Source organism: Streptomyces sp. NPDC052042 (genome assembly GCF_044548345.1).
GTDB lineage: Bacteria > Actinomycetota > Actinomycetes > Streptomycetales > Streptomycetaceae > Streptomyces.
Genome location: NZ_JBIUBU010000004.1, coordinates 218,939 through 245,190, shown reverse-complemented (window position 1 = coordinate 245,190; position 26,252 = coordinate 218,939). Strand labels below are relative to the sequence as shown.

Annotated in this window: 22 protein-coding genes and 1 pseudogene; 17 read left to right on the top strand and 6 right to left on the bottom strand. The window is 73.0% G+C overall.

All coding sequences use genetic code 11. The annotated features are described in order from the left end of the window. The first annotated feature begins 90 nt into the window (after positions 1 to 90). From ACIHCL_RS10560 to ACIHCL_RS10535, 6 genes are all read left to right on the top strand, one after another. A complete protein-coding gene (locus ACIHCL_RS10560; RefSeq protein WP_399859464.1) occupies positions 91 to 1,020 on the top strand; it encodes a universal stress protein in 930 nt (309 codons plus the stop codon). A 357-nt stretch (positions 1,021 to 1,377) separates the two neighbouring features. Then, on the top strand, positions 1,378 to 2,055 hold the full coding sequence (locus ACIHCL_RS10555; protein ID WP_399859461.1) for a CBS domain-containing protein: 678 nt from the start codon (positions 1,378 to 1,380) through the stop codon (positions 2,053 to 2,055). A 284-nt stretch (positions 2,056 to 2,339) separates the two neighbouring features. Then, positions 2,340 to 3,215 (top strand): universal stress protein, encoded by an 876-nt coding sequence (locus ACIHCL_RS10550; RefSeq protein ID WP_399859460.1) that lies wholly within the window; start codon positions 2,340 to 2,342, stop codon positions 3,213 to 3,215. A 145-nt stretch (positions 3,216 to 3,360) separates the two neighbouring features. Further along, the gene (locus tag ACIHCL_RS10545) at positions 3,361 to 3,627 is read left to right on the top strand and encodes an SHOCT domain-containing protein (protein WP_399859457.1); all 267 of its coding nucleotides are present in this window, start codon (positions 3,361 to 3,363) and stop codon (positions 3,625 to 3,627) included. A gap of 350 nt (positions 3,628 to 3,977) precedes the next feature. Next, positions 3,978 to 6,281 (top strand): tetratricopeptide repeat protein, encoded by a 2,304-nt coding sequence (locus tag ACIHCL_RS10540; protein ID WP_399859456.1) that lies wholly within the window; start codon positions 3,978 to 3,980, stop codon positions 6,279 to 6,281. A 22-nt stretch (positions 6,282 to 6,303) separates the two neighbouring features. Then, a complete protein-coding gene (locus ACIHCL_RS10535; RefSeq protein WP_399859454.1) occupies positions 6,304 to 7,848 on the top strand; it encodes a phytoene desaturase family protein in 1,545 nt (514 codons plus the stop codon). 15 nt (positions 7,849 to 7,863) lie between these two features. Here ACIHCL_RS10535 and ACIHCL_RS10530 read toward each other — a convergent pair. From ACIHCL_RS10530 to ACIHCL_RS10515, 4 genes and pseudogenes are all read right to left on the bottom strand, one after another. Continuing rightward, positions 7,864 to 8,034: pseudogene (locus ACIHCL_RS10530) on the bottom strand (acetylxylan esterase); the annotation flags it as partial. A 16-nt stretch (positions 8,035 to 8,050) separates the two neighbouring features. After that, positions 8,051 to 8,518 carry a polysaccharide lyase beta-sandwich domain-containing protein gene (locus ACIHCL_RS10525; RefSeq protein ID WP_399859451.1) on the bottom strand — a complete coding sequence of 156 codons (468 nt, stop codon included), beginning with the start codon at positions 8,516 to 8,518 and terminating at the stop codon, positions 8,051 to 8,053. Between the two features lie 390 nt (positions 8,519 to 8,908). Further along, entirely contained in the window at positions 8,909 to 9,784 is an 876-nt protein-coding gene (locus ACIHCL_RS10520; protein ID WP_399859448.1) for a phosphotransferase, read from the bottom strand. A gap of 179 nt (positions 9,785 to 9,963) precedes the next feature. Beyond that, the gene (locus tag ACIHCL_RS10515) at positions 9,964 to 11,817 is read right to left on the bottom strand and encodes a serine hydrolase (RefSeq protein WP_399859445.1); all 1,854 of its coding nucleotides are present in this window, start codon (positions 11,815 to 11,817) and stop codon (positions 9,964 to 9,966) included. Between the two features lie 182 nt (positions 11,818 to 11,999). Between ACIHCL_RS10515 and ACIHCL_RS10510 the strand changes: the two genes are divergently transcribed. The 4 genes from ACIHCL_RS10510 (at position 12,000) to ACIHCL_RS10495 (ending at position 17,259) form a co-directional block, all read left to right on the top strand. Next, on the top strand, positions 12,000 to 13,109 hold the full coding sequence (locus ACIHCL_RS10510) for a nitronate monooxygenase (RefSeq protein ID WP_399859444.1): 1,110 nt from the start codon (positions 12,000 to 12,002) through the stop codon (positions 13,107 to 13,109). Next, positions 13,106 to 14,656 carry an acyl-CoA synthetase gene (locus ACIHCL_RS10505; RefSeq protein WP_399859441.1) on the top strand — a complete coding sequence of 517 codons (1,551 nt, stop codon included), beginning with the start codon at positions 13,106 to 13,108 and terminating at the stop codon, positions 14,654 to 14,656. Before ACIHCL_RS10510 ends, ACIHCL_RS10505 begins: the two co-directional genes overlap by 4 nt. A gap of 165 nt (positions 14,657 to 14,821) precedes the next feature. Next, positions 14,822 to 15,235 carry a DUF3592 domain-containing protein gene (locus ACIHCL_RS10500; protein WP_399859439.1) on the top strand — a complete coding sequence of 138 codons (414 nt, stop codon included), beginning with the start codon at positions 14,822 to 14,824 and terminating at the stop codon, positions 15,233 to 15,235. Positions 15,236 to 15,759: 524 nt separating this feature from the next. Beyond that, on the top strand, positions 15,760 to 17,259 hold the full coding sequence (locus ACIHCL_RS10495) for an acyl-CoA synthetase (protein WP_399859437.1): 1,500 nt from the start codon (positions 15,760 to 15,762) through the stop codon (positions 17,257 to 17,259). Positions 17,260 to 17,549: 290 nt separating this feature from the next. Here ACIHCL_RS10495 and paaK read toward each other — a convergent pair whose 3' ends face one another. Both paaK and ACIHCL_RS10485 read right to left on the bottom strand, forming a co-directional pair. Further along, positions 17,550 to 18,839 (bottom strand): phenylacetate--CoA ligase PaaK, encoded by a 1,290-nt coding sequence (gene paaK / locus ACIHCL_RS10490; RefSeq protein WP_399859435.1) that lies wholly within the window; start codon positions 18,837 to 18,839, stop codon positions 17,550 to 17,552. A 204-nt stretch (positions 18,840 to 19,043) separates the two neighbouring features. Further along, positions 19,044 to 20,669: an FAD-dependent oxidoreductase gene (locus tag ACIHCL_RS10485; RefSeq protein WP_399859434.1), complete on the bottom strand. Its 1,626-nt coding sequence runs from the start codon at positions 20,667 to 20,669 to the stop codon at positions 19,044 to 19,046. Between the two features lie 265 nt (positions 20,670 to 20,934). On the opposite strand from ACIHCL_RS10485, the gene ACIHCL_RS10480 reads away from it, so the two are divergent. From ACIHCL_RS10480 to ACIHCL_RS10450, 7 genes are all read left to right on the top strand, one after another. Next, positions 20,935 to 22,056 (top strand): SchA/CurD-like domain-containing protein, encoded by a 1,122-nt coding sequence (locus ACIHCL_RS10480; protein WP_399859818.1) that lies wholly within the window; start codon positions 20,935 to 20,937, stop codon positions 22,054 to 22,056. A 76-nt stretch (positions 22,057 to 22,132) separates the two neighbouring features. Then, positions 22,133 to 22,567 carry a cupin domain-containing protein gene (locus ACIHCL_RS10475; RefSeq protein ID WP_399859432.1) on the top strand — a complete coding sequence of 145 codons (435 nt, stop codon included), beginning with the start codon at positions 22,133 to 22,135 and terminating at the stop codon, positions 22,565 to 22,567. Further along, positions 22,564 to 23,832 carry a beta-ketoacyl-[acyl-carrier-protein] synthase family protein gene (locus ACIHCL_RS10470; protein WP_399859430.1) on the top strand — a complete coding sequence of 423 codons (1,269 nt, stop codon included), beginning with the start codon at positions 22,564 to 22,566 and terminating at the stop codon, positions 23,830 to 23,832. Before ACIHCL_RS10475 ends, ACIHCL_RS10470 begins: the two co-directional genes overlap by 4 nt. Further along, a complete protein-coding gene (locus tag ACIHCL_RS10465; RefSeq protein ID WP_399859427.1) occupies positions 23,829 to 25,079 on the top strand; it encodes a beta-ketoacyl synthase N-terminal-like domain-containing protein in 1,251 nt (416 codons plus the stop codon). Before ACIHCL_RS10470 ends, ACIHCL_RS10465 begins: the two co-directional genes overlap by 4 nt. Before the next feature lie 14 nt (positions 25,080 to 25,093). Next, positions 25,094 to 25,351, top strand: coding sequence for an acyl carrier protein (locus ACIHCL_RS10460; protein WP_362029754.1), 258 nt, complete (start codon positions 25,094 to 25,096; stop codon positions 25,349 to 25,351). Position 25,352: 1 nt separating this feature from the next. Further along, positions 25,353 to 25,832: an SRPBCC family protein gene (locus ACIHCL_RS10455; RefSeq protein WP_399859424.1), complete on the top strand. Its 480-nt coding sequence runs from the start codon at positions 25,353 to 25,355 to the stop codon at positions 25,830 to 25,832. A 75-nt stretch (positions 25,833 to 25,907) separates the two neighbouring features. Then, complete coding sequence (locus ACIHCL_RS10450) at positions 25,908 to 26,243, top strand: TcmI family type II polyketide cyclase (protein ID WP_399859421.1); 336 nt, start codon at positions 25,908 to 25,910, stop codon at positions 26,241 to 26,243. The last annotated feature ends 9 nt before the right edge of the window (positions 26,244 to 26,252 follow it).

Genomic DNA, 26,252 nt, shown 5'->3' with positions numbered 1-26,252 from the left:
GGATCCGGCCGGCTCACGGACGGACCGCTCCGGTGCCACCGTGGGAAGCGGGGGATGTCCCGTCCGGCGGAGCGGAAGGCGGTGGAGACGATGACGAGACCGTCCGTCGTCGTGGGAGTGGACGGATCGGACATGTCCCTGCGAGCGGTCCTCTGGGCCGCCGACGAGGCGGCCGTCCATGGGCTGCCGCTGCGGGTGGTGCACGTGTCGGGGCGCGCGGGCGACGCGAACGCGGCCCGCACCGGTCGCCGCTCCCCCGAAAGGGCGCGTGCCGAGCGCGTCGTCGAGACGGCCGCCGAGCGGGCCCGCCGCCACCGCCCCCGGACCGAGGTCTCGGCCGAGTTGCTGCCCGGTGACCCGGTCTCCGTCCTCCTGCGCGAGGGGCGCGGCGCCGGGGCACTGGTCGTCGGCGAACGGGGCATCGGCGCCGTCGCCGGGCTCCTGCTCGGCTCGGTCGGCGCGGCCGTGACCGCGTCGGCCCCGTGCCCGGTCGTCGTCGTGCGTGGCGACGGGGCCGATTCCGGGGCCGCCCGCGGGCGGATCCTGCTGGGTGTCGCCGAACCGGAGGACGGCCCCGCGGTCCGGTTCGCCTTCCACGAGACCGCGGCACGGGACTGCGTCCTGGACGCGGTGCACGCTTGGCGGTGCCCTCCCGGCGACCGCGCCGACCACCCGCGTGTCGCCGGTGAGCCGCACCTCTACTGCAAGGCCCGCGCCGCGACCCTGATCGACCACGCGGTCGCCCGGTCCGTGCGCGACCATCCGGCGGTCCGGCTACGCTCGGCGGCCGTCGAGGGAACGGCCACCGAGGTGTTGGTCCGGTGCTCGGCCGCCGCGGACCTGATCGTCGTCGGGACCCACCGCCGCCGCACCCGCCTCGGTTCCCCGCTCGGCCGGGTGGCCCGCACCCTGCTCCACCACGCGGACTGCCCCGTGGCCGTCGTCCCGCCCGAGGCCCGGCCGGGCGGGGGCCCGTTCCACCCGCCCCGTCCGGCCGCGGGGCCGGGGGCGGACGGCTGAGGCTTCCCCGGCGGGCTCCGGTGCCCGGCGGCGGGACCGGCGCCGAGATGATCGCCGAAGTGATCGCCGAGGCGGCCCGCCCGGTCCGCACCGCCCTGCGGCCGCTTCCCCGGTACCAGGACCGTGCCCGGGACAGCCGCGCACTCGAACGGCCACGCGGGGAGTGCCGCCCCGCCGAGGGGAACGCACAATGCCGTAGGACCGGAGTCGCTCCCGGGGCCACCGCCCCCGGGAAGGGGCCGGCCGGTTCGACCGGGTGCGCCCGCTCCCGGCCCATCCGGCACGGGACCGCGCCCGGCCGTACGTGATCGCTTCCGGCCGTCACACCGAGCCGCCACACCCCGAAGGGGGCGTCACATGCAGCACCGAACGGTCGCAGAGCTCATGACCCGGGACGTCGTCCGGGCGCGGCGCGATCTGCCGTTCAAGGAGATCGTCGAACTGCTGGCGAAGAACCACGTCACCGCGGTGCCCGTGGTGGACGAGCTGGACCGGCCCATGGGGATGGTGTCCGAGGCCGATCTGCTGCGCAAGTCGTCCGACCGGGCCGATGCGTCCGGGTTGACACCCGTCCCGCACCTGGAGGCGTGGGAGCGGGCCAAGGCGGAGGGGGCCAGGGCGGAGGAGCTGATGTCGGCCCCCGCCGTGTGCGCGCGTCCGGACTGGACGGTGGTGGAGGCGGCCCGCCTGATGGAGGTGCAGGGAGTGAAGCGGCTGCCCGTCGTGGACGAGACGGACAGGCTGCTGGGCATCGTCAGCCGCAGGGACCTGCTCCGGGTGTTCCTCCGCCGGGACGAGGCCATCCGCGAGGAGATCGAACGGGACGTGCTGCGGCGGACGATGGGCCTCGATCCCGCGACGGTGACCGTCGACGTCCGGGAAGGAGAGGTGGTCCTCGGCGGATCCGTCGAGTTCAAGAGCCTGATCCCGGTCGTCGAGCGGCTGTGCCGGAGCGTCGACGGGGTGGTGTCCGTGACCGAGCGCCTGGCCTACCGGACCGACGACGGCATCCGGAACGCCGCCACCGGCATGTGACACCGCTGCCTCGCCCCCCACCGGACTCCGCATGCGCCACCGGCGCATCTGCGGTACGTGTCGAAGGAGCGCCGCCCGTGCCCGCCGCGGCCACGCCGACGCTTCCCCACAGACCACCGCCGCCGACCGGGAACCGGGGCCCCGTCCGCGGGCACGGCGGCGGAAGCGGTACGCGGAGGCGGCCCGCACCCCGGCGCCCCCCGCCCTCCCGGGTCGTCCGGGTCCTTCCCAGTCCTTCTCTCCCGGTCGTCCCCGGCCCTCTCGCGATACGGAGGCAAGTCGCCATGGAACCAGTCGTCACCGTCGGCCTCGACGGGTCACCGGAAAGCCTGTCCGCCGCCCGCTGGGCGGCCGACGAGGCCGAACGGCGCAGGCTCACCCTGCGCCTGCTGCACGCGTGGCCCCTGCTGGTGCCGGAACCGACCCGTGTACCGGTCGAGATGGACCAGAACTACTGGGCGCGGCGGATCGTGCACCACACCAAGGCGGAGCTCCAGTCCCGCCACCCAGGTCTTTCCGTGGTCGGCAGCCTGGTCGCCGACGACGCCGAGAACGCGCTGCTGCGCGCGGCGGCGGAGTCGGAGATGGCCGTGCTCGGCTCACGGGGCCTCGTACCCGTCGAGAGCTATTTTCTCGGCGACATCAGCCTGTCCGTCGTGGCGCGCGCCGATCGGCCGGTGGTCCTGGTGCGTGCGGGCGTCGGCGAGGACGGCCCCCGGTCCGCGCAGGCCGCGACGGGCGGTGTGGTGGTGGCGGTCAAGCTGCACGGTCCCTGCGACGAACTGCTGGAATTCGCCTTCGAGTCCGCCGCCGCGCGCGGTGTGCCGCTGCGGGCCGTCCACGGCCGGAGCCTGCCGGTGGACGCGTACGTGCCCTGGGGCGTGGACCACGAGGTGTCGGAGGCGATCGCCCGGGACGCGCGCAAGCTCCTCGGCCAGACCCTCGGCCCCTGGCGCGACAGGTTCCCGGCGGTGACGGTCGCAGAGAACGTCGTGCTCGCGAGCCCCGCCAAGGCCGTCGTACGGGCCGCCGAGGGCGCTGGTCTGCTGGTCGTGGGCCGACGCAGGCACCACCGCCCCCTGGCACCGCATCTGGGGCCCGTGACCCAGGCCGCCGTCCACCACGCGCGCTGTCCCGTCGCCGTCGTCCCCCACCACTGACGCGTGGAGCGGCCCGGCACGGCCCTCCGGGGCGCACCGCCCCTCGGGCGCGCGGCGGACGGGGTGTGCGTCCCCCGGCGGAGGGCGGCGCGCGGCGTCACACTGGGCAGGGGGAAGTCAGGCCGTCCGGCAGAAGGTGATCGGCATGATGTGGTACGGCGGCTGGGGCTGGGGCGGCTGGTTCCTCATGGCCGTGGTCACGGTGGTGTTCTGGGCGTTGCTGATCGCCGGGGCCGTTGCCCTGACGCACTACGTCACCGGCGGGCGCGGCCGTCGGCCCGGGCCGCCCCCGGGCGAGGCGGGCTGGGGAGGTCGACGGGCCGAGGACCTGCTCGCGGAGCGGTTCGCCCGCGGCGAGATCGACGACGAGGAGTACAGACGCCGCCTGACCGTGCTCCGTGAACAGAGATGAACCGGCACCGCTCGTCGTGAACACCGTGCGTCGTGAACACCGTGCGTCGTGAACACCGTGCGTCGTGAACACCGCGCGTCGGGGAGACAGCGCTTTTCGGCCCCCGCCCCGCGTGAACACTGCGTTTGGTGAGGGTGCCGGGCATGCGGCCGCCGGGCGCGGTCCCGGATCCGGCGACGGCGGCCGCCCGGCCGCGTCCCGGACGAGGTCCCGTGCCCGGTCGGCCCCGCCCCGCCGCGATGCGTGCCGACCGCCCCACCCCGTACGGATCCCGTGGCCGGGCGTCCATACTGGACGGGCCGGGGAGGGCGCGTAAACAGCGGGCGGAACGACGGGGGCGACAGCACGACATGGCGGACACCAGGCTGGTCCAGAGCCGGTACCGACTGCTCGATCTGATCGGGCGCGGGGGCATGGGCGAGGTGTGGCGCGCCCGGGACGAGTCGCTCGGCCGCCAGGTGGCCGTGAAGTGCCTCAAGCCGGCGGGCCCGTACCACGACCAGTCGTTCACCCGCGTCCTGCGCGAGCGATTCCGCCGCGAGGCCCGCGTCGCCGCGTCGCTCCAGCACCGCGGCGTCACCGTCGTCCACGACTTCGGAGAGGACGACGGCGTCCTCTTCCTGGTGATGGAACTCCTCGACGGCCGCAACCTCAGCCAGATCCTGGAGGACAACGACCGGCGCCCGCTTCCGGTGTCCGACGTCGTCGACATCGCCGAGCAGGTCGCCGACGCCCTCGGCTACACCCACCAGCAGGGCATCGTGCACCGCGACCTCAAGCCCGCCAACATCATGCGCCTCACCGACGGCACGGTGAAGATCTGCGACTTCGGCATCGCCAGGCTGGGCCGCGACATCGGCTTCACCTCCAGGCTCACCGGTACCGGCATCGCCATGGGAACCCCGCACTACATGTCGCCCGAGCAGATCGGCGGGGGCCAGGTCGACCACCGCAGCGACCTCTACTCGCTGGGCTGCGTCCTGTACGAGATCGCCACCGGGGCGCCGCCGTTCGACCTCGACGACACCTGGGCCGTCCTGGTCGGGCACCGCGACACCGAGCCCGAGCCCCTGCGTGCCCGCCGGGCGGAACTTCCCGGATTCCTCGACCGCGCCGTCCTGGACCTGCTGGCCAAGGAACCGGGGGAACGCCCCGGCGACGCGGGCGACCTTCGCCGCAGGATCACCATGGGGCGCAGCGGCGAGCAGCTCCAGGCCGGGCCCACCAGCCAGCTGCCGCTCGTACCGCCCGCCTCCGTCACCCCCATCGGGAACGAGCTGCCGGCCTGGGCCCGCGGCATGACCACCGGACACAAGGCGGTGGGCGCGCTCCTCCCGGCCGCCCCGCCCGACCGCTGGACAGGACTCACCGACGCGTGGACCACCGCCACCGGTCGCCGGCAGCCGGTCGCCGGCACCGGCCCGTGGTACCTCGCCGCGTCTTCGCCCCCGGAACCGGCAAAGCGGCCGGACCCGTCGCCGGAACTCCTCTCCGCGCTCGCCGGCCGTCACAGCGCCGGTCTCAACCTGGGCAGACTCGGCCACTGGGAGGCGGCCGAGGAGGCGCATCGCGCGGTCGCCGCCGAACGCGAGCGGGTGCTCGGCCCCGACCACCCGGACACGCTCTCCAGCAGATACGAGATCGGCGTCGCCCTGGCCCGCTCGGGCCGGGCCGAGGACGCCCTGCGGGAGTTCGTCCGGGTGGCCGGGGGGCGTGAACGCGCCCTGGGCCCCGACCACCCGGAGACCCTCGCCGTCCGCCAGGAGACGGCCTATGTGCTGGGCGGGCTCGGACGGCACGCCGAGGCCCACCGGCTGTACGCCGCGGTGCTCGCCTCCCGGGAGCGGTCCCTGGGCCCCGACCATCCGGACACCCTGCGCTGCCGCCACAACCTCGCCTTCAGCCTCGGCAGACTCGGCCGCGCGGAGGACTCCTGGCGGACGGCGCGCGAGGTGGCGTCCGCCCGCGCCCGGGTGCTCGGCGCCGATCACCCCGACACCCTGGCCACGCTGTACGAGGCGGCCTACGCGCTCGGCCGGCTGGGCCGCTGGACGGAAGCCCTGCGGACCTACCGGGATGTCGTCGCCGGCCGGACCCGATCCCTCGGCGCCGATCACCCCGACACCCTCGCCGCCCGCTACGAGACCGGCATCGCGCTCGGCCGCCTGGGCCGCGGCGCGGAGGCCCTGGAGCAGTACCGCGCCCTGATCGACGACCGGACCCGGGTGAGCGGCCCCACCCACCCCGAGACGCTCCGCGCCCGCCACGGCCTCGGCGTCAGCCTCGGGCGTCTCGCCCGCTGGGAGGAGGCGCTCGCCGAGGCGCGCGACGTCTGCGCGACCCGCGAGCGCGTCCTGGGCCCCGACCACCCCGACACGCTGGTCAGCCGTCGCGAGGTCGCCGTCGGGCTCGGCTGGCTCGGCCGCTGGGCCGACGCCCTCGCGCTCTACCACCGGGTCGCCGGGACCCGCGAGCGGATCCTGGGCCCCGGTCACCCCGACACCCTCGCCGCCCGCAACGACGAGGCGCACTGCCTGGAACAGGTCGGCCGGGGAGCCGAGGCGGTCGAGCTGTACCGCCGCGTCGCGGCACTGCGCCACGGGCATCCCGCGCCGCCCGGCGGCCCGGCACCCACCGGCCCTGGCCGGGCGTGAACGCCCCGTGCTACGAAGGGGCATGCCCGCATCCGACCGCTATGACGCGGTGATCGTGGGCGGCGGCCACAACGGTCTGGTCGCCGCCGCCTACCTCGCCCGCGCCGGACAGTCCGTCCTGGTCCTGGAGCGCCTGCCCGCCACCGGCGGGGCCGCCGTCTCCACGCGCCCTTTCGACGGGGTCGACGCCCGCCTGTCGCGCTACTCCTACCTGGTGTCCCTGCTGCCCCGGAAGATCGTCCGCGACCTCGGCCTGGACTTCGCGGTCCGCGGGCGGGCCGTCTCCTCGTACACCCCGACCGTGCGCGGCGGCCGGGCCACCGGGCTGCTGATCGGGGAGAGCCGCACCCGCGACTCCCTCGCCGCGCTCACCGGCTCGGACCGCGAGTACGAGGCGTGGCAGCGCTTCCACGGCATGACGCGGCACGTCGCCGGACGGGTCTTCCCGACCCTCACCGAACCCCTGCCCACCCGGGACGCCCTGCGCGAACGGACCGGCCACCCGGAGGCCTGGCGGGCCCTGTTCGAGGAACCCCTCGGAGCGGCCGTGGAGCGGTACTTCGACGACGACCTGGTGCGCGGAGTGGTGCTGACCGACGCCCTGATCGGCACCTTCGCCGACGCGCACGACCCGTCGCTGCGCCAGAACCGCTGCTTCCTCTACCACGTCATCGGCGGGGGCACCGGCGACTGGAACGTACCGGTCGGCGGCATGGGCGCCCTCACCGACGCCCTCGCCCGGGCGGCCCGCTCGGCCGGGGCCGAGATCCGCGTCCGGCACGAGGCGACCCGGATCGAGACCGACGGGGCACACGCCGAGGTCACCGTCCGGTCACCGGAGGCGGAACAGGTCGTCGCGGCCCGCCGGGTACTGGTGAACGCCTCGCCGCAGGCACTCGCCGCCCTGCTCGGCGACGAGCCGCCCGCGCCCGCCGAAGGCGCGCAGCTGAAGGTGAACATGCTCCTCACCCGGCTGCCCCGGCTGCGCGACCGCAGCGTCGACCCGCGCGAGGCGTTCGCCGGGACGTTCCACATCGCCGAGGGCTACGGCCAGCTCGCCGACGCCTACCGGGAGGCGTCGGCCGGCCGGATCCCGGCCGCCCCGCCGTCGGAGATCTACTGCCACTCGCTGACCGACCCGTCGATCCTCGGCCCCGGCCTCGCCGCGAGCGGCCACCACACCCTCACCCTCTTCGGTCTGCACGCCCCCGCCCGGCTGTTCGCCGCCGACAACACCGCGACGCGCGCCCGGCTGCTGGCCGCCGCACTCGCCCGGCTCGACGACCACCTGGAGGAACCGATCGCCGACTGCCTGGCCCTCGACGGCGACGGCAAGCCGTGCATCGAGGCGAAGACACCGCTCGACCTGGAACGGGAGCTGGGATTGCCCGGCGGCCACATCTTCCACCGCGACCTCGCCTTCCCGTACGCCACCGGATCCACCGGCCGCTGGGGTGTGGAGACACGGCACGCCAACGTGCTGCTGTGCGGGGCGGGCGCGGTGCGCGGCGGCGGGGTCAGCGGGGTGCCCGGCCACAACGCCGCCATGGCGGCGTTGGGCCGGTGACCCTTCCGCGCTGCCCCGGAAGGTCACGTCGAACACATCGACGGTCGTGAATCCGGCGTCGTACGGGACGAAGACCGCGTCCAGCGGGTGGCGGGCCGTCTCGGCGAGCGTCTTCTCCCAGAACGCGTCGAAATCGCCTGGTTCCTCGGGCTCCGGCCGATAGTCGCGCAGCTGGTCGAGAGGCATGTCGAACAGCAAGTCTCTAGCTCCACTTCAGGGTGAGGGTCAGGGGCTCGCCGGGGCGGCCGGCGGTGTCCGCGCTGATCCGGGTACCGGACCGGTTCGGGGCGACGCGGATGCCCGGATCCGCGGAGAGGACGCGCAGGCCGCGCCACGCCAGGTCCAGCACGACCGAGGACCGCGACTGCGTGGGGTCGGACAGCGACACCACCACCGTCTTCCCCTCGGGGCGCACCAGGACCGACGCCGGGCCGTCCGAGGGCAGCGCCCGCGTGGTGCCCGCGGCCCAGAAGTTCGCGGCGAGCAGCCGGTCCGCGCAGCGGCGCACCGCGTGCACGACGGTGGAACGGGCGATCGCTTCCACCGGGGGTGCGGCCGACCACCGCTCGGTGCGCTCGGCGGAGGCCGCCGGGGCCTGGAGCCAGAAGTAGCCCGCTCCGTCCGGAGCAGTTCCGTCGTCCTGCCGCAGCGTCAGGTACGGGCGGGTCACCGGGGTGTCGGTCCCGTGGCGCGCGGGCCGTCGTGAGCGCGCAGGCGTGGGAGGCGGCGTGAGGCGGGCCGCGTGGGACGCGGTGTCGCGGCCGGTACGAGGGGGTGCGGGGTGCGCGTGCCGCTCCTCCGCGATCGGCCGCGCACGTACGGCGGCGACCGTGTGCCGTACGCCGACAGCGAGCGCGCTTTGCCCCGGCGGGCCCGGGAGCACCCGCAGAACCACGTCGACGCCACGTCCGGGGCGTCGCGGGCATCCTGGAACGGGCGGCGGCCGGCGTCGGCCGACCCGCACCGCGGCGCGGGAGCACCGGGTCCGGCCGGTCACGGAACCGTGACCCCCCGCTGTTCCTCTGCTCCTCCGCCCGTCCGGCCGGGAAGGCCGCCGCCGTCACAGGCGTTGCTCGGCCAGATCGATCCAGCGCCCGACGTCCTCCGGGGCGAAGTGCCGGATGGCCCAGTCGACCATCCGCAGGCTCATGTGCGCCCAGGAGACGCGCAGGACGTCCCCGGGCAGGCCGTCCAGAACGCCGTCCAGGCGGTCCGCCACCCCCGGCGCCTGCTCGGTGGCGTGCAGCCCGAAGCGCAGGGTGACCAGGTCGAACCGGCGGTCTCCCCGGCAGGCGCCGTCCCAGTCGATGACACCGCTGACCGCGCCGCCGCTCCGGAGCAGATTGCCGTGGTGGAAGTCGTGGTGCACGACGTCGTGGCCGGGCAGCCGTCGGGGACGGGAGGCCCCCAGCGCCGCGATCCGGCGCTCCAGGTCACGGCTGCGCCGGCCATGCCGACGCAGCGGCTCGTGAAGGCAGTAGCCGGGGCCGTCGTCGAGCAGATACAGCGGCATCGAGGGGATGTCCGCACGGCCGGTCAGCAGCCCCGACTGCGCTTCGTTGAGGGCCAGTGCCCGGTCAAGTCCGTCGTGGTCGAGGCGGGCCACCGGGGTGCCCGGCAGCAACTCCTGGACCAGAACCGCCGCATGGCCCACCTGGACCGCCAACTCGGTCGAGGGACACGGGTATCCGTGCGCGCGCAACACCTCGCACACCGCCACGGGCCCCGCGCGCAGTTCCTCGATCCGGGTGTCCGGGCGCCACTTCAGCACGGACCGGCGGCCGTCCGGCCATCGCACATAGGCCGCGCCCACCTCGCCGCCCGGGCAAGGCCCTTCCACGGTCAGCCGCAGGCCCGTCCGTGCGTGCAGCTCCTCGGTCAGGCCGTCGGCGTCGAGTCGTCGGGCACGTGTCCAGTCCTGCGGTGAAGCGGTCATCGGCGCATTCTCCGCCACCGGTCCGGCCGGGTGGAAGCGGGCCGGGCCCGCCCCGCTCCCTTCCGGCCGGACCGTCCGGCGCCACCAAAACTCCTTGCCCGAGGCGCCGTCCGGGCCCGACCAGCTGCCCATGACACCGGCCGGCATGCCGCCCGCGTGCCGTCGGTCGACCGCCTCCGTCAGTCCGCCGAGGCCGTCCAGCCCACCGCCTCGACGCGGGCCGCGTCGGCGGGCCGGCTCTCGTCGAAGACCGTCCGGCCACCGTCCTCGACCCGGATCGCGTCCACATACACCCCGCGCCCGACGTAGAGCCGGTCCGTGGTGTACCGCCAGCGCAGCCGTACTTCCTTGCCGCGCCACGCGGAGAGATCGGCGTCGAGCCGGTGCCAGACGCGCCCCGACCAGCCGGAGACCGAGCCCGACGGCCGCGGTTCGGGCTCCGGGCGGCCGTGTCCGCTCATCGGCGCGGTGGTGAACGGCACCGGCTGCCAGGTCGTCCCGGCGTCCGCCGACGCCTCCAGGAAGACGAAGTCGGAATCCGGCTCGGTGTCCCACCACAGGGCCGATGCCAGCCGGGCCCGTGACGAGGCGAGGCGCAGCGCGGGGAGGTCCAGCGTGGCGGTGGACGCGCTCGCCATGCCCGAGAACCACGCCGTGCGGCCCCGGACGGGACGTACCGCGACGGCGCGCGCCATCCGGTTGGCGGTGGCGACCCGCGGTGCGCTGCCGGAACGCCAACTGCGCACCGGATGGACCGAGTTGCCCAGGACGATCAGGAACGAGTCGGTCGTCGGGTCCAGGACCAGGCTGGTGCCGGTGAAACCGGTGTGCCCGGCCGTGCGCGGGGTCGCCATCGCGCCCATGTACCAGTGCTGGTAGAGCTCGAACCCGAGCCCGTGCGCATCGCCGGGGAAGTCGGTGTTGAAGTCCGTGAACAGCAGGTCCACCGAGGCGTCGGTCAGGATCCTCGCCCGGCCGTAGACCCCGCCGTTGAGCAGGGTGCGGGCGAGGACCGCGAGGTCCCAGGCGCAGGAGAAGACCCCGGCATGCCCCGCGACGCCGCCCAGGCCGTACGCGTTCTCGTCGTGCACCTCGCCCCAGACCAGTCCCCGGTCGAGGCCGGACCACGGCAGCCGGGCGTCCTCGGTCGCGGCGATCCCCGGTCTCCAGGAGGCGGGCGGGTTGTACCGCGTGCGGTGCATCCCCAGCGGAGCGGTGATCTCCTCGCGGAGCAGGGTGTCCAGTGTGCGACCGGTGATCTTCTCCAGCACCAGTTGCAGCGAGATCAGGTTGAGGTCGGAGTAGAGGTACACCGTGCCGGGCGCGTTGGCCGGAACCTCGTTCCACAGCAGCTCCAGCTGCCCCTCGCGCGTCGGCGCCGTGTACAGCGGTATCCACGAGCGGAAACCCGAGGTGTGCGTGAGTAGTTGACGGATCGTTATATTCTGCTTCCCGCCGCGGGCGAAGTCGGGCAGGTACGAGGCGACCCGCGCCTCCAGCTCCAGCGTTCCGCGCTCGATCTGCTGCACGGCCAGGATCGAGGTGAACAGCTTGGAGACCGACGCCAGGTCGAAGACCGTGTCCTCGGTCATGTCGATCTGCCGGCCGGGCGGGAACTCGACCCCCGTGTCGGTCTTCTCGTCGTACGCGGCATAGCGCACGGCCTTGCCGATCGGATGGTGGAGCGCCACCGTGCCACCCCGTCCGGCCAGCAGCACCGCGCCGGCGTACCAGGGATGCGCGGGTGAGGCGGAGAGGAAGGTCTCGGCATCGGCGACCAGTTGGTCCAGGTGCTCCTGCGAGAGGCCGGCGCGGGCGGCGGGTCCGCGCCGCAGCGTCGGACGGGCGCCCCCGCGCGCCGTACCCGCCGCGGATCCCGTGCGCATGTCCGACGACCCCGCTCCCGACTCCATGGCCGACGCCCGTTCCGCGAACGGAATCGGCGCCAGGGCGAGTGCTCCGCCCAGGGTCAGCATCCCACCGCCCAGCCTGCGCCGACTGATCCCTCTGCTGCCGGTCGTGTCCTCGGTCATCCGGAACCCCTTCCCGCCGCGCGAAAGTAACTTTCGAATTCACATCAGATGATGAAACTTCTTTCCGGCGCAGAGATTACTGTCACCTCCGCCGTCGCGGAGGTCCCCGGCGCCACAAAGAATCTGACGCTGTATCAGAAAATCTCTTCCTTCGGCCGCCGGGCTGCGGCATCCTGCGCCCCATGGAGACGGAGCTGAGCAAGAGACTGGGTGTCGAGCACGCCATCTTCGGCTTCACGCCGTTCCCCGCGGTGGCCGCCGCCATCACCCGAGCCGGGGGCTTCGGCGTACTCGGAGCGGTCCGCTACACCGCCGCGGACGAGCTCGCGCGCGAGCTCGACTGGATGCAGGAGCACACCGACGGAAAGCCGTACGGCCTCGACGTCGTCATGCCCGCCAGGAAGGTGGAGGGCGTGACCGAGGCCGATGTCGAGGCGATGATCCCGGACGGGCACCGCCGCTTCGTCCGGGACACCCTGGCCGAGCACGGCGTCCCCGAACTCGCCGAGGGCGAGGCGTCCGGCTGGCGCATCACGGGGTGGATGGAGGACATCGCCCGCACCCAGCTCGACGTCGCCTTCGACTACCCGATCAAGCTGCTCGCCAACGCGCTCGGCTCCCCGCCCGCCGATGTCGTCCGGCGCGCCCACGACCGGGAGGTCCTCGTCGCCGCGCTCGCCGGAAGCGCCCGACACGCCCGCCACCACGTGGACGCGGGTATCGACGTCGTCGTCGCCCAGGGCTACGAGGCGGGCGGCCACACCGGTGAGATCGCCTCCATGGTCCTGGTCCCGGACGTGGTCGACGCGGTGGGCCCTCTTCCGGTCCTCGCCGCGGGCGGCATCGGCAGCGGCGAGCAGATCGCCGCCGGACTCGCGCTCGGCGCCCAGGGCGTCTGGCTCGGCTCGATCTGGCTGACCACCGAGGAGGCCGACCTCCACTCCCGTGCCCTGACCCGCAAGCTCCTTGCCGCGGGCTCAGGCGACACCGTCCGCTCGCGCGCGCTCACCGGCAAACCCGCCCGCCAGCTCCGCACCGAGTGGACCGACGCCTGGGACGACCCGTCGGGCCCCGGAGCCCTGCCCATGCCGCTCCAGGGGCTGCTGGTCGCCGAGGCGCTCTCCCGCATCCAGAAGTACGAGACAGGTGCGCTGCTCGGCACCCCGGTCGGTCAGATCGTCGGCCGGATGAACAGCGAACGCGGCGTGCAGGCCGTCTTCGACGACCTGACCCGCGGCTTCGAACGTGCCATCGACCGGATCAACCGCATCGCCGGACGGAGCACCTCATGAACCGGCCGCCCAACGGCTTCTGGGCCCAGGCCGCAGCCGACCCCGGCCGCACGGTCCTGACCGCGCCCGACGGCGAGGACTGGACGGCGGGGCGGCTGCACGCCGAGGCCAACCGCCTGGTCCACGGGCTGCGCGCGGCCGGGCTGCGGCGCGGCGACGCCTTCGCGGTCGTGCTGCCCAACGGCGTCGAGTTCTTCACCGCCTACCTCGCCGCCGCCCAGGCGGGCCTCTACCTCGTCCCCGTCAATCACCACTTCGTCGGACCCGAGATCGCCTGGATCGTCTCCGACTCCGGTGCCAAGGTGCTCATCGCCCATGAGCGCTTCGCGCCCGCGGCGATCGCCGCCGCCGACGAGGCGGGTCTCCCGGACGGCCGCCGCTACGCCGTGGGCGCGGTCGACGGCTTCCGCCCGTACGGCGAACTCCTCGACGGACAGCCCGGCACGCCACCCGAGGACCGCACCCTCGGCTGGGTCATGAACTACACCTCCGGCACCACCGGCCGGCCCCGCGGCATCCGCCGCCCCCTCCTCGGCAAGCCGCCCGAGGAGAGCCATCTCGGGGGCTTCCTCGGCATCTTCGGCATCAGCCCCTTCGACGACAACGTCCATCTGGTGTGCTCGCCCCTCTACCACACCGCCGTCCTCCAGTTCGCCGCCGCCTCCCTGCACATCGGACACCGGCTCGTCCTGATGGACAGATGGGCGCCCGAGGAGATGCTGCGGCTCATCGACACCCACCGCTGCACCCACACGCACATGGTCCCGACCCAGTTCCACCGCCTCCTCGCCCTCCCCGACGAAGTGAAGGGACGGTACGACGTCGGCTCCATGCGGCATGCCGTCCACGGCGCCGCACCCTGCCCCGACCACGTCAAACGGGCCATGATCGAGTGGTGGGGGAGGTGCGTCGAGGAGTACTACGCGGCGAGCGAGGGCGGAGGCGCCTTCGCGACCGCAGAGGACTGGCTGAGGAAGCCCGGCACCGTCGGCAGGGCCTGGCCGATCAGTGAGCTCGCCGTCCTCGACGACGACGGCCGCCGTCTGCCACCCGGCGAACCGGGCACCGTCTACATGCGGATGGACACCGGCGGTTTCCGCTACCACAAGGACGAGGCGAAGACGGAGGAGAACCGCGTCGGCGACTTCTTCACCGTCGGCGACCTCGGCATCCTCGACGAGGAGGGCTACCTGTTCCTCCGCGACCGCAAGATCGACATGATCATCTCGGGCGGGGTCAACATCTACCCCGCGGAGATCGAGGGCGCCCTCCTCGCGCACCCCGCCGTCGCGGACGCGGCCGTCTTCGGCATTCCCCACTCCGACTGGGGCGAAGCGGTCAAGGCCGTCGTCGAACCGGCCCCGGGACACGAGCCGGGCGCCGCGCTCGCCGCCGCGGTCCTGCGCCACTGCGAGCAGCGCCTCGCCGGGTACAAACTCCCCCGGAGCATCGACTTCACCGAGGCGATGCCCCGCGACCCCAACGGCAAGCTGTACAAGCGGCGGCTGCGCGCACCGTACTGGCAGGGGCGCACGGGTGGCGCATGACCGCCCGCCGGGAGGGCGGCGAGCCAAGCAGGCGGGGCGGCCGTCCCCCTTGCCGACCGGACGCCGCACACGGGATCATGGCATCCGTACGAGGGGCTCGGGCGTCGGGCATGCCGTGCCCCGCGGACCCGACAGCGTTCCGGGGGAACTGTGGTCATAGCCGCCGTGTATTTCATCGTCTCCGTGTCGGCGGTCGCCGTCTTCGGCACTCATCTGGACCGGCAGCTCCAGGGACCGCGGCTGCGGGCCGCGTGGGCGGGCGGTCTCACGTCCGAGGCGCGGTGCACGGGCGTGCGCACCGAGGAGGGACAGGACGCGGACGGCGTGCCGATGGTCCGCACCCACCCGACCCTGGAGTTCCGCGCTTCCGACGGACGGGCCGTCACCTTCGAGGAGCGCCGGGAACGCGCCGAGCTGGCCGTGGGCGACGTCGTGACGGTGTATTACAGCGCCCAGGACCCGCAGGCCGCGACGCTCCGCGCCCCGTCGGTGTTCATGCGCCACACCAGGGCCCTGGTCATCGGCACGGGCGCGGTGGTCGCCGCGGTCACGGCGACCGTGCTGGCCCTGGCCTTCTGAAACCGTTCCGGGTGCGTGCGGCAGCCGGGACAACGACTGGCACGCGGACGGGCGCTCCCCGTACGTCGAGCGGCCGTGACCGATGCCCCCGAGCGCGCTCCCGGCTCTGCCGCCACAACTCCCGCCACGGCGGCGGACGTCGGTGATACCCGGGCCATGGGCTCCGGCCCCGTCGGCAGGACGACCGCAACGACCGCGACCGAGGCGCCCGGAACGGGAGGACGGGCCGGGCGGCAGACGGGCCGTCGGCGCGCTCCTCCGCCGAGGGGCCGTTCTCCCGGACGTACGCGACCACCGGCGAGCTCCGTCGCCATGATGTCCCTGACCGGGTTCGCCGCGGTGCCCACCCTGCCCACGGCCGCGCGCGACCTGGACGGGTGTCGCTCTTCCCGCTGATCGCAAGGAGTTTCGTGGCCGCCGGACCGCCCGGGGCGACCGCCGGGCGACCGCCGCCCGGGCCCGGCGGCGACCCCTTCGCCGTCCCACCCCTTGACCACAGGGATCCGGCCGCACAGGATCACGCCATGACAGGTGTACGGAGCAGCACAGTCGACGGTGTCGTGGGCCGCAGCGCCCGCCGGACCCCCGGGCGCACCGCCCTCGGGTACGCGGAGCGGACCTGGACCTATGCGGAACTCGACTCCGCCGTGAGCACGGCCGCGGCGGTGCTCACCGAAGAGCACCGGCTGAGCCCGGGTGACCGGGTCGCCTGCTACGCGCACAACTCCGACACGTACCTGATCGCCTTCCTCGCCTGCGCCCGCGCGGGCCTGGTCCACGTACCCGTCAACCAGAACCTCACGGGCGACGACCTCGCGTACATCCTGGAACAGTCCGGCAGCACCCTCGTCCTCACCGACCCGGGCCTCGCCGACCGCGTCCCGGAGGCGTTCGCCGTCCGCGCGCTGCGCGACGCCCCGGGATCCCTCCTCGACGCCCTGGCCACCCCGCGCCCCTTCGTCCCGGAGCGCGAACCGGATGCCGGGGACCTGGTCCAGCTCCTCTACACCTCGGGCACCACCGCGCTGCCCAAGGGCGCCATGCTGACCCACGGCGCCCTCGTCCACGAGTACGTCAGCGCCATCACAGCGCTCGACCTGCGCGCCACCGACCGGCCCGTCCACTCGCTGCCGCTCTACCACTCCGCGCAGATGCACGTCTTCCTGCTGCCCGGCCTCGCCGTCGGCGCGCACAACATCATCCTCGACGCCCCCGACGTGAACCGGATCTTCGACCTCGTCGAGGCCGGCCGGGCGGACAGCCTCTTCGCCCCGCCGACGGTCTGGATCGGCATCTCCCAGCACCCCGGATTCGCCACCCGCGACCTCGGCGGCCTGCGCAAGGCCTACTACGGCGCGTCGATCATGCCGGTCCCCGTGCTGGAACGGCTCCGTGAGCGGCTGCCCGGCCTCGCGTTCTACAACTGCTTCGGGCAGAGCGAGATCGGACCGCTCGCCATGGTCCTGGGGCCGGACGAGCACGAGGGCCGGATGGACTCCTGCGGCCGGCCCGTGCTGTTCGTCGAGGCCCGGGTCGTCGACGAGGACGGGGAGAAGGTGCCCGACGGGACGCCCGGCGAAGTCGTCTACCGCTCACCGCAGTTGTGCGAGGGCTACTGGGACAGGCCCGAGGAGACCGCAACGGCGTTCCGCAGGGGCTGGTTCCGCTCCGGCGACCTCGCCGTGCGCGACGCGGAGGGCTTCTTCACGGTCGTCGACCGGGTCAAGGACGTCATCAACTCGGGCGGTGTCCTCGTCGCCTCCCGCCAGGTCGAGGACGCGCTCTACACCCACCCCGCCGTCGCCGAGGCCGCCGTCGTCGGGCTGCCCGACGAACGCTGGATCGAGGCGGTGACGGCCGTGGTCGTCCTGCGCGGCGAGGCCACGGAGGCCGAACTCATCGATCACGCCCGTGAGCGGCTCGCCCACTTCAAGGCTCCCAAGAAGGTCCTCTTCGTGGACGAACTGCCGCGCAACGCCAGCGGGAAGATCCTCAAGCGGGAGCTGCGCGACCGGTTCGCCTGACACTCCGGCACGGCCCGGTGTCCGGGGCCGGTACCCGCCCCGGACACCGCGGTGGAAGACTCGGCAAGGTCCTCATGGGTCCTGCAGTGCCGCTCCCGGCCGTGTTCGCGCCCTCGCGCAGCCCGGCCCTTCCCCGGGCCCCCGGCTTCGTGCGAGCAGGGGAGACCCCGTCCGAGGGCTTCCGGCCGCCCTGCGGTCGCGAGCACCGGACGACGCTCCTTCCGGGCAAACATCGCCGGTCACGGCAGTGGTGCCGCATCCTTGACGGGCAAACGGTGCCTGCCGCGGCACTAGTCGAGGCCGCGCTCGTCCACGATCCGCCGGAACTTGCCGACCGAACGCTCCAGCGTCTCGGGGGCGGTGATCTCGACCCCCACCGACACACCGATCCCGTCCTTGACCGCCGCCGCGATCGACTCCGCGGCGGACGCCCGCTGTTCGGGGGTGGTCCCCGCCCGGGCCTCCGCCCGGACGGTCAGGGCGTCGAGCCGGCCCGCGCGGGTCAGCCGCAGCTGGAAGTGCGGTGCGACCCCCGGTGTCCGCAACACGATCTCCTCGATCTGGGTCGGGAAGAGGTTCACACCGCGCAGGATCACCAGATCGTCGCTGCGCCCGGTCACCCTCTCCATCCGCCGGAACACCCGCGCCGTGCCCGGCAGCAGCCGGGTCAGGTCCCCGGTCCGGTAACGGACCACCGGCATGGCCTCCTTGGTGAGCGAGGTGAAGACCAGCTCGCCCTCCTCGCCGTCCGGAAGCACCTCCCCGGTGAACGGGTCGACGACCTCCGGATAGAAGTGGTCCTCCCAGATGTGCAGCCCGTCCTTGGTCTCCACGCACTCCTGCGCCACGCCCGGTCCCATGACCTCCGACAGCCCGTAGATGTCGACCGCGTCGATCGCGAACCGCTCCTCCAGTTCGCGCCGCATCTCCTCCGTCCACGGCTCGGCGCCGAGGATCCCGGTCTTCAGGGAGGTCGTCCGCGGGTCCATGCCCCGGCGCTCGAACTCGTCGAGCAGCGTCAGCATGTACGACGGGGTGACCATGATGATCTCGGGCCGGAAATCCTGGATCAACTGGACCTGACGAGCCGTCATGCCGCCGGAGGCGGGGATGACCGTGCAGCCGAGCCGCTCCGCCCCGTAGTGCGCTCCCAGGCCACCGGTGAACAGCCCGTATCCGTACGCCACATGGACCTTCTGCCCGGGGCGTCCGCCGGCCGCCCGGATCGAGCGGGCGACCACGTCCGCCCAGATGTCCAGATCCCGCTCGGTGTAGCCGACGACGGTCGGACGGCCCGTCGTCCCGCTCGACGCGTGGATCCTGCGCACCCGCTCCTCGGGAACGGCGAACATGCCGAAGGGGTAGTTGTCCCGCAGATCCGCCTTGGTCGTGAAGGGGAAGCGGGCGAGGTCGGCGAGCGTGCGGCAGTCGTCCGGCCGCAACCCGGCCCGGTCGAACGCTGCCCGGTAGTGGCCGACATTCTCGTACGCGTGGCGCAGCGTGGCCCGCAGCCGCTCCAGCTGGAGTGCCTCCAGCTCGTCCCGGCCCAGTCGTTCCGCCGAGTCCAGCAGGGACGTCATCCCGATCTCCCTCTCCCGAGCAGGCGACCGATCATTCGGTCGAACTTTCGGGAGCAGTAACGCAGGAGGTCTCGCCCCATGGCAAGAGGGGCGACGCGGATCGTCCGCGCCGCCCCTCGCCTCCCGCCGCGCCCCTGCCGGGCCCGCGCGGCCCGCCGCCCCTGCGCGACGGCCGTACGGACCGGCCGGGGCGCGGCGCGCCGGTCAGGACCGGTGCAGCAGTGAGGTCAGCACGTCGTGGAGGGTGGCCTCCGCATCGGCGACGGAGCCCGCCGACCGCCAGGCCACGAACCCGTCGGGACGCACCAGCACGGCACCCCCGGACGTCGTGCCGTGGGCCCGGGCCCAGTCGGCCCCGTCCTCCGGCTCCAGATCGGCGCCCGGTCCGATGCCGTACGCCCGCAGCCGCACCGACAGCCGGTCCGCGACCGCCTCGGCCGCCTTCCGCCACACCACGTCCGTGCCGTCCGTGAGCAGCACGAACGTGTGCTCGTACAGATCCAGGGTCGACATGCGTCCGCCCGCCTGCCGGACCCACAGGTGCGGCGCGCGGGTGCCCGGCCGACCGTCCAGCCGCATGGTCTCCGGCACCACCGGCTCGGCCGGGTCGGCGCCCAGCACGGCGCCCCGGGGATAGCAGTAGCCCAGTGCCACGGCGAGCATCCCGGTCTGTCTGCCGCCCACACCCGGGGCCGCGGTGTAACCCGGGTGGCTGTGCTCGCTGGAGCGCGCCGAGGCCCGCGCGCTCGTCGCCCGCGCCACCGGCAGCCGCTCCGCCTCATAGGTGTCCAGCAGCCCCGGGCCCGCCTCACCCCGCAGCACGGCTGCGAGCTTCCAGGCCAGGTTGTGCGCGTCCTGGATGCCGGTGTTGGAGCCGAACGCCCCGGTGGGGGACATCTCGTGGGCCGAGTCCCCGGCGAGGAACACCCGACCGGAGCCGTACCGCTCCGCGACGCGCTCCGCCGCGTGCCACGGGGCCCTGCCCGTGATCTCGATGTCCAGGTCCGGGGCCCCGACCGCGGCGCGGATGTGCGCGGCACACCGCTCGTCGGTGAAGTCGTCCAGCATTTCGCCGTGCTGGGGCTGCCACGGGGCGTGGAACACCCAGTCCTGCTCGTTGTCCACCGGCAGCAGGGCACCGTCCGCGGCGGGGTTGGTCAGATAGCAGACGATGAAACGGCGGTCGCCCAGCACATCGGCGAGCCGCCGCGAACGGAAGGTGATGCTGACGTTGTGGAACAGGTCGCCGGGACCCGTTCGGCCGATCCGCAACTGCTCGCGGAGGGGACTGCGCGCCCCGTCCGCGGCGATGACGTAGTCCGCGCGCACGCTGATGTGTTCACCGGTCTCGCGGCTCTTGAGGACCGCGTCCACCCCCGACGCGTCCTGGTCGAAGCTCTGCAGCTCGGTGGAGAACCGCAGATCGCCGCCCTGCCTGCGGGCCTGCTCCAGCAGCACGGGCTCCAGATCGTTCTGGCTGCACAGGCACCAGCCGGTCGGGCTGAACCGTGCCAGTCCGCCACCCGGGTCGATCTCCTTGAACAACCACGTCTGGTCGTCCCCGGTGAGCGAACCGGCCTGCAGGATGCCGTGGTTGCCGGCGAGCACCGACGCCGCCTCGCGCACGGCCGGCTCGACGCCGGCCGAGCGGAACACCTCCATCGTGCGCACGTTGTTGCCGCGGCCGCGCGGATGCGTCGAGGTGGCCCGGTGCTTCTCGACCAGCAGATGCTCGATGCCGAGCCGGCCGAGGAAGAGTGAGGCGGACAGGCCCACCAAGGAGCCGCCCACGATGAGGACCGGTACGCGAATGTCGACGTTCTCGTTCATCAGTTGCTCCAGCTCGGACGCCGTTCGTTGCCTTGTTTCATGCCCTTGTCGGAGCGGTTCGGACGGCCGCTCACCTGAACGGTTCATAAATCTCGCGCCACCCGGACCAGCGATTCACGATCGGTCACGGAGACGATGCCCGCTGTCACGGGGGCGGACCACTCGCATCCGCCGGGAGAACCCCCGCTCCGCATCCACTCGCCAACCGACGGTTGACGGTATGCCTCCGGGCTGCCCGCGAAGCCGTCCTGAAGGAGACCCAATGATGACCAGCACCCTCTCGGAACGGATTTCCCAGTCCGCCTTCGATGGTTCCCGACTGCGTGTCGTGCTGCTGCTGGACCTCTACGACGGGGCCCAGCAGCAGTTCCTGGAAGCGTACGAACACCTGCGCAACCAGGTGGCGTCCGTCCCCGGGCACATCAGCGACCAGCTGTGCCAGTCCATCGAGAACCCCTCGCAGTGGCTGATCACCAGCGAATGGGAGAGCGCCCCGCCCTTCCTCGCCTGGGTGAACAGCGAGGAGCACGTGGCGATGGTCCAGCCGCTGCACAACTGCGTGCGCGACACCCGTTCGCTGCGCTTCAGCGTCCTGCGCGAGACCGGGAAGGCGTTCGAGCTGACGCCGGAGACGGCCAAGGGCAAGCTCCAGGCGTCACCCCGTCTGGGCGACGGAGTGGTGCGCCACGCGCTCACGTTCACCGTCCAGCCCGGCACCGAGGGCATCGTGGCCAAGATCCTCGCCGATTACGAGTCCCCCAACGCGCGTGTCGACGAAGACACCCGTTTGCGCCGCACTTCGCTCTTCATGCACGGCAACCGGGTCGTACGGGCCATCGAGGTCGAGGGCGATCTCCTCGCGGCCCTGCGCCACGTCGCCCGGCAGCCCGAGGTCAGGGCCGTCGAGGAGGCCATCAACCCGTACCTGGAACAGGACCGGGACCTCAGCGACCCGGACTCCGCCCGCATGTTCTTCACCCGGGCGGCGCTCCCGACCGTCCACCACGTCACCGCCGGCCGCCACAAGGCCGAGGACGTGCGCCGGCGCGCGCTCTTCTACCACGCCAAGCCGGGCTGCGGCATGGCACTCGCGCGGCTGCTCGCCGGCCACGACGAGGAGGCGGCCGACGACCCGGCGAGCATCATCGACAGCAGCACCATCTTCCAGCGCGACGACGTGGTCGTCCGCCTCCTGGAGGCGGCCGGGCCCATCGACGCGCAGCCCGCCCAAGCCATCGGGATCGACGGCCCCGGAAAGGTGGCCAGGCTCGGACGCCTCCTCGACGGCGCCGCCAACACCGTGCCCACCGACGAACGGGAGATCGCGGGCTTCCTCGAGAGGGCCGAGATGTCCCTGATCACCGATCGGCGGGCCACGGAGTCCTGAACCGCGCATCCGCATCCCGGGGGGTTCTCGCTCAACCCGTCCTTACACCGCGCAATGTGCCAGGAGGAAACCAGTCATGACCACGTACCGGCCACACATCGTGGACCTCAGCGAGACGCAGCCCAACCGCAGGCGCGGAGGCGACCTGCGCGCCATGCTCACGCCGACCGCCGTGGGAGCCACCAGTGGCTTCATGGGGTTGGCGATCGTCCAGCCGGGCGAGCGCATCGGCGAGCACTACCACCCGTACTCCGAGGAGTTCGTGTACGTCGTCGACGGCCTCCTGGAGGTGGACCTGGACGACGAGCCGTACAAGCTGCGGCCCGACCAGGGCCTCCTGATCCCTCCCCATGTGCGCCACCGGTTCCGGAACGTGGGCGACGTCGAGGCGCGTATGGTCTTCCACCTGGGCCCGCTCGCGCCGCGCCCGGAACTCGGCCACGTCGACACCGAACACACCGGGCCCGCCGACCGCGTCGCACCGCCGGAGCGGACGGAGGCCCCCTCATGACCCGACGCGTGGCGGTCACCGGTGTCGGCGTCGTCGCCCCCGGCGGCATCGGCGCACCGGCCTTCTGGGACCTCCTCGCGAACGGACGCACCGCCACCAGGGGCATCACCCTCTTCGACCCCGCCGGCTTCCGCTCCCGTATCGCCGCCGAGTGCGACTTCGACCCGGCGGCACACGGTCTGGACGCCGACGAGACCGCCCGGTCGGACCGCTACGTCCAGTTCGCGACCGTGGCCGCCAGGGAGGCACTCGGCGACGCGGGACTCGATCCGGAGAAGGTGGACCCCTGGCGGGTGGGGGTGTCGCTCGGCACCGCGGTCGGCGGAACCACCCGGCTGGAGCACGACTACGTCGCCGTCAGCGGCGGCGGCGCCCGCTGGGACGTCGACCACCGGCCCGCGGGCCCGTACCTGGAACGGGCCTTCTCGCCCAGCACCCTCGCCTCGGCGGTGGCCGAACAGGTCGGTGCGCACGGCCCGGTGCAGACCGTGTCCACGGGCTGCACCTCCGGACTCGACGCGATCGGGTACGCCTTCCAGTCCATCGAGGAGGGACGGGTGGACGTCTGCGTCGCCGGGGCGTCCGACTCGCCGATCACCCCGATCACGGTCGCGTGCTTCGACGCGATCAAGGCCACCTCGCCCAACAATGACGACCCGGAACACGCCTCCCGGCCCTTCGACGCCCGTCGCGACGGCTTCGTCATGGGCGAGGGCGGCGCGGTGCTCGTCCTGGAGGAGCTGGAGCACGCCCGCGCCCGCGGCGCGAACGTGTACTGCGAGATCGCCGGGTACGCCACCTTCGGCAACGCGTACCACATGACCGGGCTGACCGCCGAGGGACTGGAGATGGCCGAGGCGATCGACCGCGCACTCGGCCACGCCCGGATCGACCGCTCGCAGATCGACTACGTCAACGCGCACGGCTCGGGCACCAAGCAGAACGACCGCCACGAGACGGCCGCGGTGAAGCGGGCCCTGGGCGCGTACGCCTACGACGTGCCGATGAGTTCGATCAAATCGATGGTCGGCCATTCCCTGGGGGCGATCGGGGCCATAGAGATCGCCGCCTGCGTACTCGCCCTGCTGCACCAGACGGTGCCGCCGACGGCGAACTACGAGAGCCCGGACCCGGAGTGCGACCTCGACTACGTGCCGCGCACCGCACGTCCCCTGAAGCTGCGCAGCGTCCTCTCGGTCGGCAGCGGCTTCGGCGGATTCCAGTCCGCGGTGGCCCTGACCCGGACAGGTGGGAGGACACCATGAGAAGCCGCAGAGCCCGGCGGACCGTCGTCACCGGCATCGGTGTCGTCGCCCCCGGTGGAACCGGCACCGAAGCCTTCTGGAAGCGGACCCAGGAGGGGATCAGCGTCCTCGACCGGGTTTCCCGAGAAGGGTGCGAACACCTTCCGCTGCGGGTCGCGGGCGAGGTGCGGGACTTCGAGGCGGCCGAACTGATCGAAGAGCGGTTCGTCGTCCAGACCGACCGGTTCACGCACTTCGCGATGGCCGCCGCGGACATCGCGCTGGACGATGCCCGGCTGGGCCGCGCCGACTACGAGAACTCCCCGTACGACATCGGTGTGGTGACCGCCGCTGGCTCCGGCGGCGGCGAGTTCGGGCAGCGTGAACTCCAGCGGCTGTGGGGGCAGGGCCCCACCTATGTCGGCCCGTACCAGTCCATCGCCTGGTTCTATGCCGCCAGCACCGGCCAGATCTCCATCCGCGGCGGATTCAAGGGTCCGTGCGGGGTCGTGGCCGGCGACGAGGCGGGCGGGCTGGACGCGCTGGCCCACGCGGCCCGCGCGATCCGCGGCGGCTCCACGGCGGTGGTGGTCGGCGCGGCCGAGGCACCGCTGGCGCCCTACTCGGTGGTGTGCCAGCTCGGGTACGACGATCTGAGCACCCGCGACGAACCCTCCCGCGCCTACCTGCCGTTCACCTCGGACGCCTGCGGTTTCGTGCCGGCCGAGGGCGGGGCCATGCTGGTGGTCGAGGAGGAGCAGTCGGCACGCCGCCGCGGCGCCCGGGTCCGGGCCGAACTCGCGGGTCACGCCGCGACGTTCACCGGGGCGGCCCGCTGGGAGGAGTCCCGGGAGGGCCTCGCCCAGGCGATCATCGGCGCGCTCCGGGAGGCGGACTGCGCACCGGACGAGATCGACGTCGTCTTCGCGGACGCCCTCGGCGTCCCGGCCGCCGACCGCGCCGAGGCGCTCGCGATCGCCGACGCGCTCGGCGCCCACGGCCGCCAGGTACCCGTGACGGCGCCCAAGTCCGGTACCGGGCGCGCCTACTGCGGGGCGCCGGTGCTGGACGCGGCCGCCGCCGTGCTCTCCATGGAGAACGCCCTCATACCGCCCACGCCGAACGTCTACGAGGTGTGTCACGACCTCGACGTCGTCACCGGCAGCGCCCGCCCCGCGGAACTGCGCACGGCGTTGGTGCTCAGCCGCGGGCTCATGGGCTCGAACGCGGCCATGGTGCTGCGGGGTTCCACCGACACCCCATCGTGAGAAGGAGAAGTCTCATGACCGACCGACTGACCTACACGGAACTCGCCGCCCTGATGAAGAAGGGCGCCGGACTCACCGTGGACCCGCGCGAGATGGAGAAGAGCCCCCAGGCCGCCTTCGACGAGTTCGGCCTCGACTCGCTCGGCCTCCTCGGCATCGTGGGCGTGCTGGAGAACCGGCACGGGCGGGCGCTGCCGACCGACGCGGACCGGTGCAAGACCCCCCGCGAATTCCTCGACCTCGTCAACAACAGCCTCATGCAAGGAGCCTGACGTGTCCGGACACACCGAGAACGAGATCATCATCGCCGCCCCCCTGGATCTGGTCTGGGAGGTGACGAACGACCTGGAGAACTGGCCGGACCTGTTCAGCGAGTACGCCTCGGTCGAGATCATCGAACGGGACGGCGACCGGACGAAGTTCCGGCTGACCATGCATCCCGACGAGAACGACAAGGTCTGGAGCTGGGTCTCCGAACGGACCGTCGACCGCGCCTCCCGCACGGTACGCGCGCGTCGCGTCGAGCCGGGCCCCTTCCAGCACATGGACATCCGCTGGGAGTACTCCGAGGTCCCCGGCGGCACCAGGATGCACTGGACCCAGGACTTCGCCATGCGGCCCGACGCCCCCGTCGACGACGCGTGGATGACCGACAACATCAACCGCAACTCCAAGATCCAGATGGGGCTCATCCGGGACAAGATCGAACAGCGGGCCCGGGACCGCCGCACCGCTCCGATGGCGGCCGGCTGACCCCCGTACCCCTCCCACGGCCCGGCATCCGGTCGCGACCGGATGCCGGGCCGGGACCGAGAAAGGCACGCAACGATGCACCACGCCCTGATCGTCGCCCGGATGGCACCGGGGTCGGCGCCCGACATCGCCCGGGTGTTCGCCGCTTCCGACAGCACCGAACTGCCGCATCTCGTCGGCGTCACCCGGCGCAAGCTCTTCCAGTTCGGCGACGTCTATCTGCATCTGATCGAGTCGGAGCGCCCGCCCGGCCCCGAGATCGCCAAGGTGACGGAGCATCCGGAGTTCAAGGCCGTCAGCGACCGGCTCAGCGCGTACGTGAGCGCGTACGACCCGGAGACCTGGCGCAGCCCCAAGGACGCCATGGCCCGGGAGTTCTACCGGTGGGAGCGGGGAGCCGCCCCCGCCTAGTGCCGCTCC

Excerpts from the sequence above, each read along its gene's own strand:
- ACIHCL_RS10560 (WP_399859464.1), top strand. The coding sequence starts at position 91 with ATGACGAGACCGTCCGTCGTCGTGGGAGTGGACGGATCGGACATGTCC.
- ACIHCL_RS10555 (WP_399859461.1), top strand. The coding sequence starts at position 1,378 with ATGCAGCACCGAACGGTCGCAGAGCTCATGACCCGGGACGTCGTCCGG.
- ACIHCL_RS10550 (WP_399859460.1), top strand. The coding sequence starts at position 2,340 with ATGGAACCAGTCGTCACCGTCGGCCTCGACGGGTCACCGGAAAGCCTG.
- ACIHCL_RS10545 (WP_399859457.1), top strand. The coding sequence starts at position 3,361 with ATGATGTGGTACGGCGGCTGGGGCTGGGGCGGCTGGTTCCTCATGGCC.
- ACIHCL_RS10540 (WP_399859456.1), top strand. The coding sequence starts at position 3,978 with ATGGCGGACACCAGGCTGGTCCAGAGCCGGTACCGACTGCTCGATCTG.
- ACIHCL_RS10535 (WP_399859454.1), top strand. The coding sequence starts at position 6,304 with ATGCCCGCATCCGACCGCTATGACGCGGTGATCGTGGGCGGCGGCCAC.
- ACIHCL_RS10520 (WP_399859448.1), bottom strand. The coding sequence starts at position 9,784 with ATGACCGCTTCACCGCAGGACTGGACACGTGCCCGACGACTCGACGCC.
- ACIHCL_RS10515 (WP_399859445.1), bottom strand. The coding sequence starts at position 11,817 with ATGACCGAGGACACGACCGGCAGCAGAGGGATCAGTCGGCGCAGGCTG.
- ACIHCL_RS10510 (WP_399859444.1), top strand. The coding sequence starts at position 12,000 with ATGGAGACGGAGCTGAGCAAGAGACTGGGTGTCGAGCACGCCATCTTC.
- ACIHCL_RS10505 (WP_399859441.1), top strand. The coding sequence starts at position 13,106 with ATGAACCGGCCGCCCAACGGCTTCTGGGCCCAGGCCGCAGCCGACCCC.
- ACIHCL_RS10495 (WP_399859437.1), top strand. The coding sequence starts at position 15,760 with ATGACAGGTGTACGGAGCAGCACAGTCGACGGTGTCGTGGGCCGCAGC.
- paaK (WP_399859435.1), bottom strand. The coding sequence starts at position 18,839 with ATGACGTCCCTGCTGGACTCGGCGGAACGACTGGGCCGGGACGAGCTG.
- ACIHCL_RS10485 (WP_399859434.1), bottom strand. The coding sequence starts at position 20,669 with ATGAACGAGAACGTCGACATTCGCGTACCGGTCCTCATCGTGGGCGGC.
- ACIHCL_RS10480 (WP_399859818.1), top strand. The coding sequence starts at position 20,935 with ATGACCAGCACCCTCTCGGAACGGATTTCCCAGTCCGCCTTCGATGGT.
- ACIHCL_RS10475 (WP_399859432.1), top strand. The coding sequence starts at position 22,133 with ATGACCACGTACCGGCCACACATCGTGGACCTCAGCGAGACGCAGCCC.
- ACIHCL_RS10470 (WP_399859430.1), top strand. The coding sequence starts at position 22,564 with ATGACCCGACGCGTGGCGGTCACCGGTGTCGGCGTCGTCGCCCCCGGC.
- ACIHCL_RS10465 (WP_399859427.1), top strand. The coding sequence starts at position 23,829 with ATGAGAAGCCGCAGAGCCCGGCGGACCGTCGTCACCGGCATCGGTGTC.
- ACIHCL_RS10460 (WP_362029754.1), top strand. The coding sequence starts at position 25,094 with ATGACCGACCGACTGACCTACACGGAACTCGCCGCCCTGATGAAGAAG.
- ACIHCL_RS10450 (WP_399859421.1), top strand. The coding sequence starts at position 25,908 with ATGCACCACGCCCTGATCGTCGCCCGGATGGCACCGGGGTCGGCGCCC.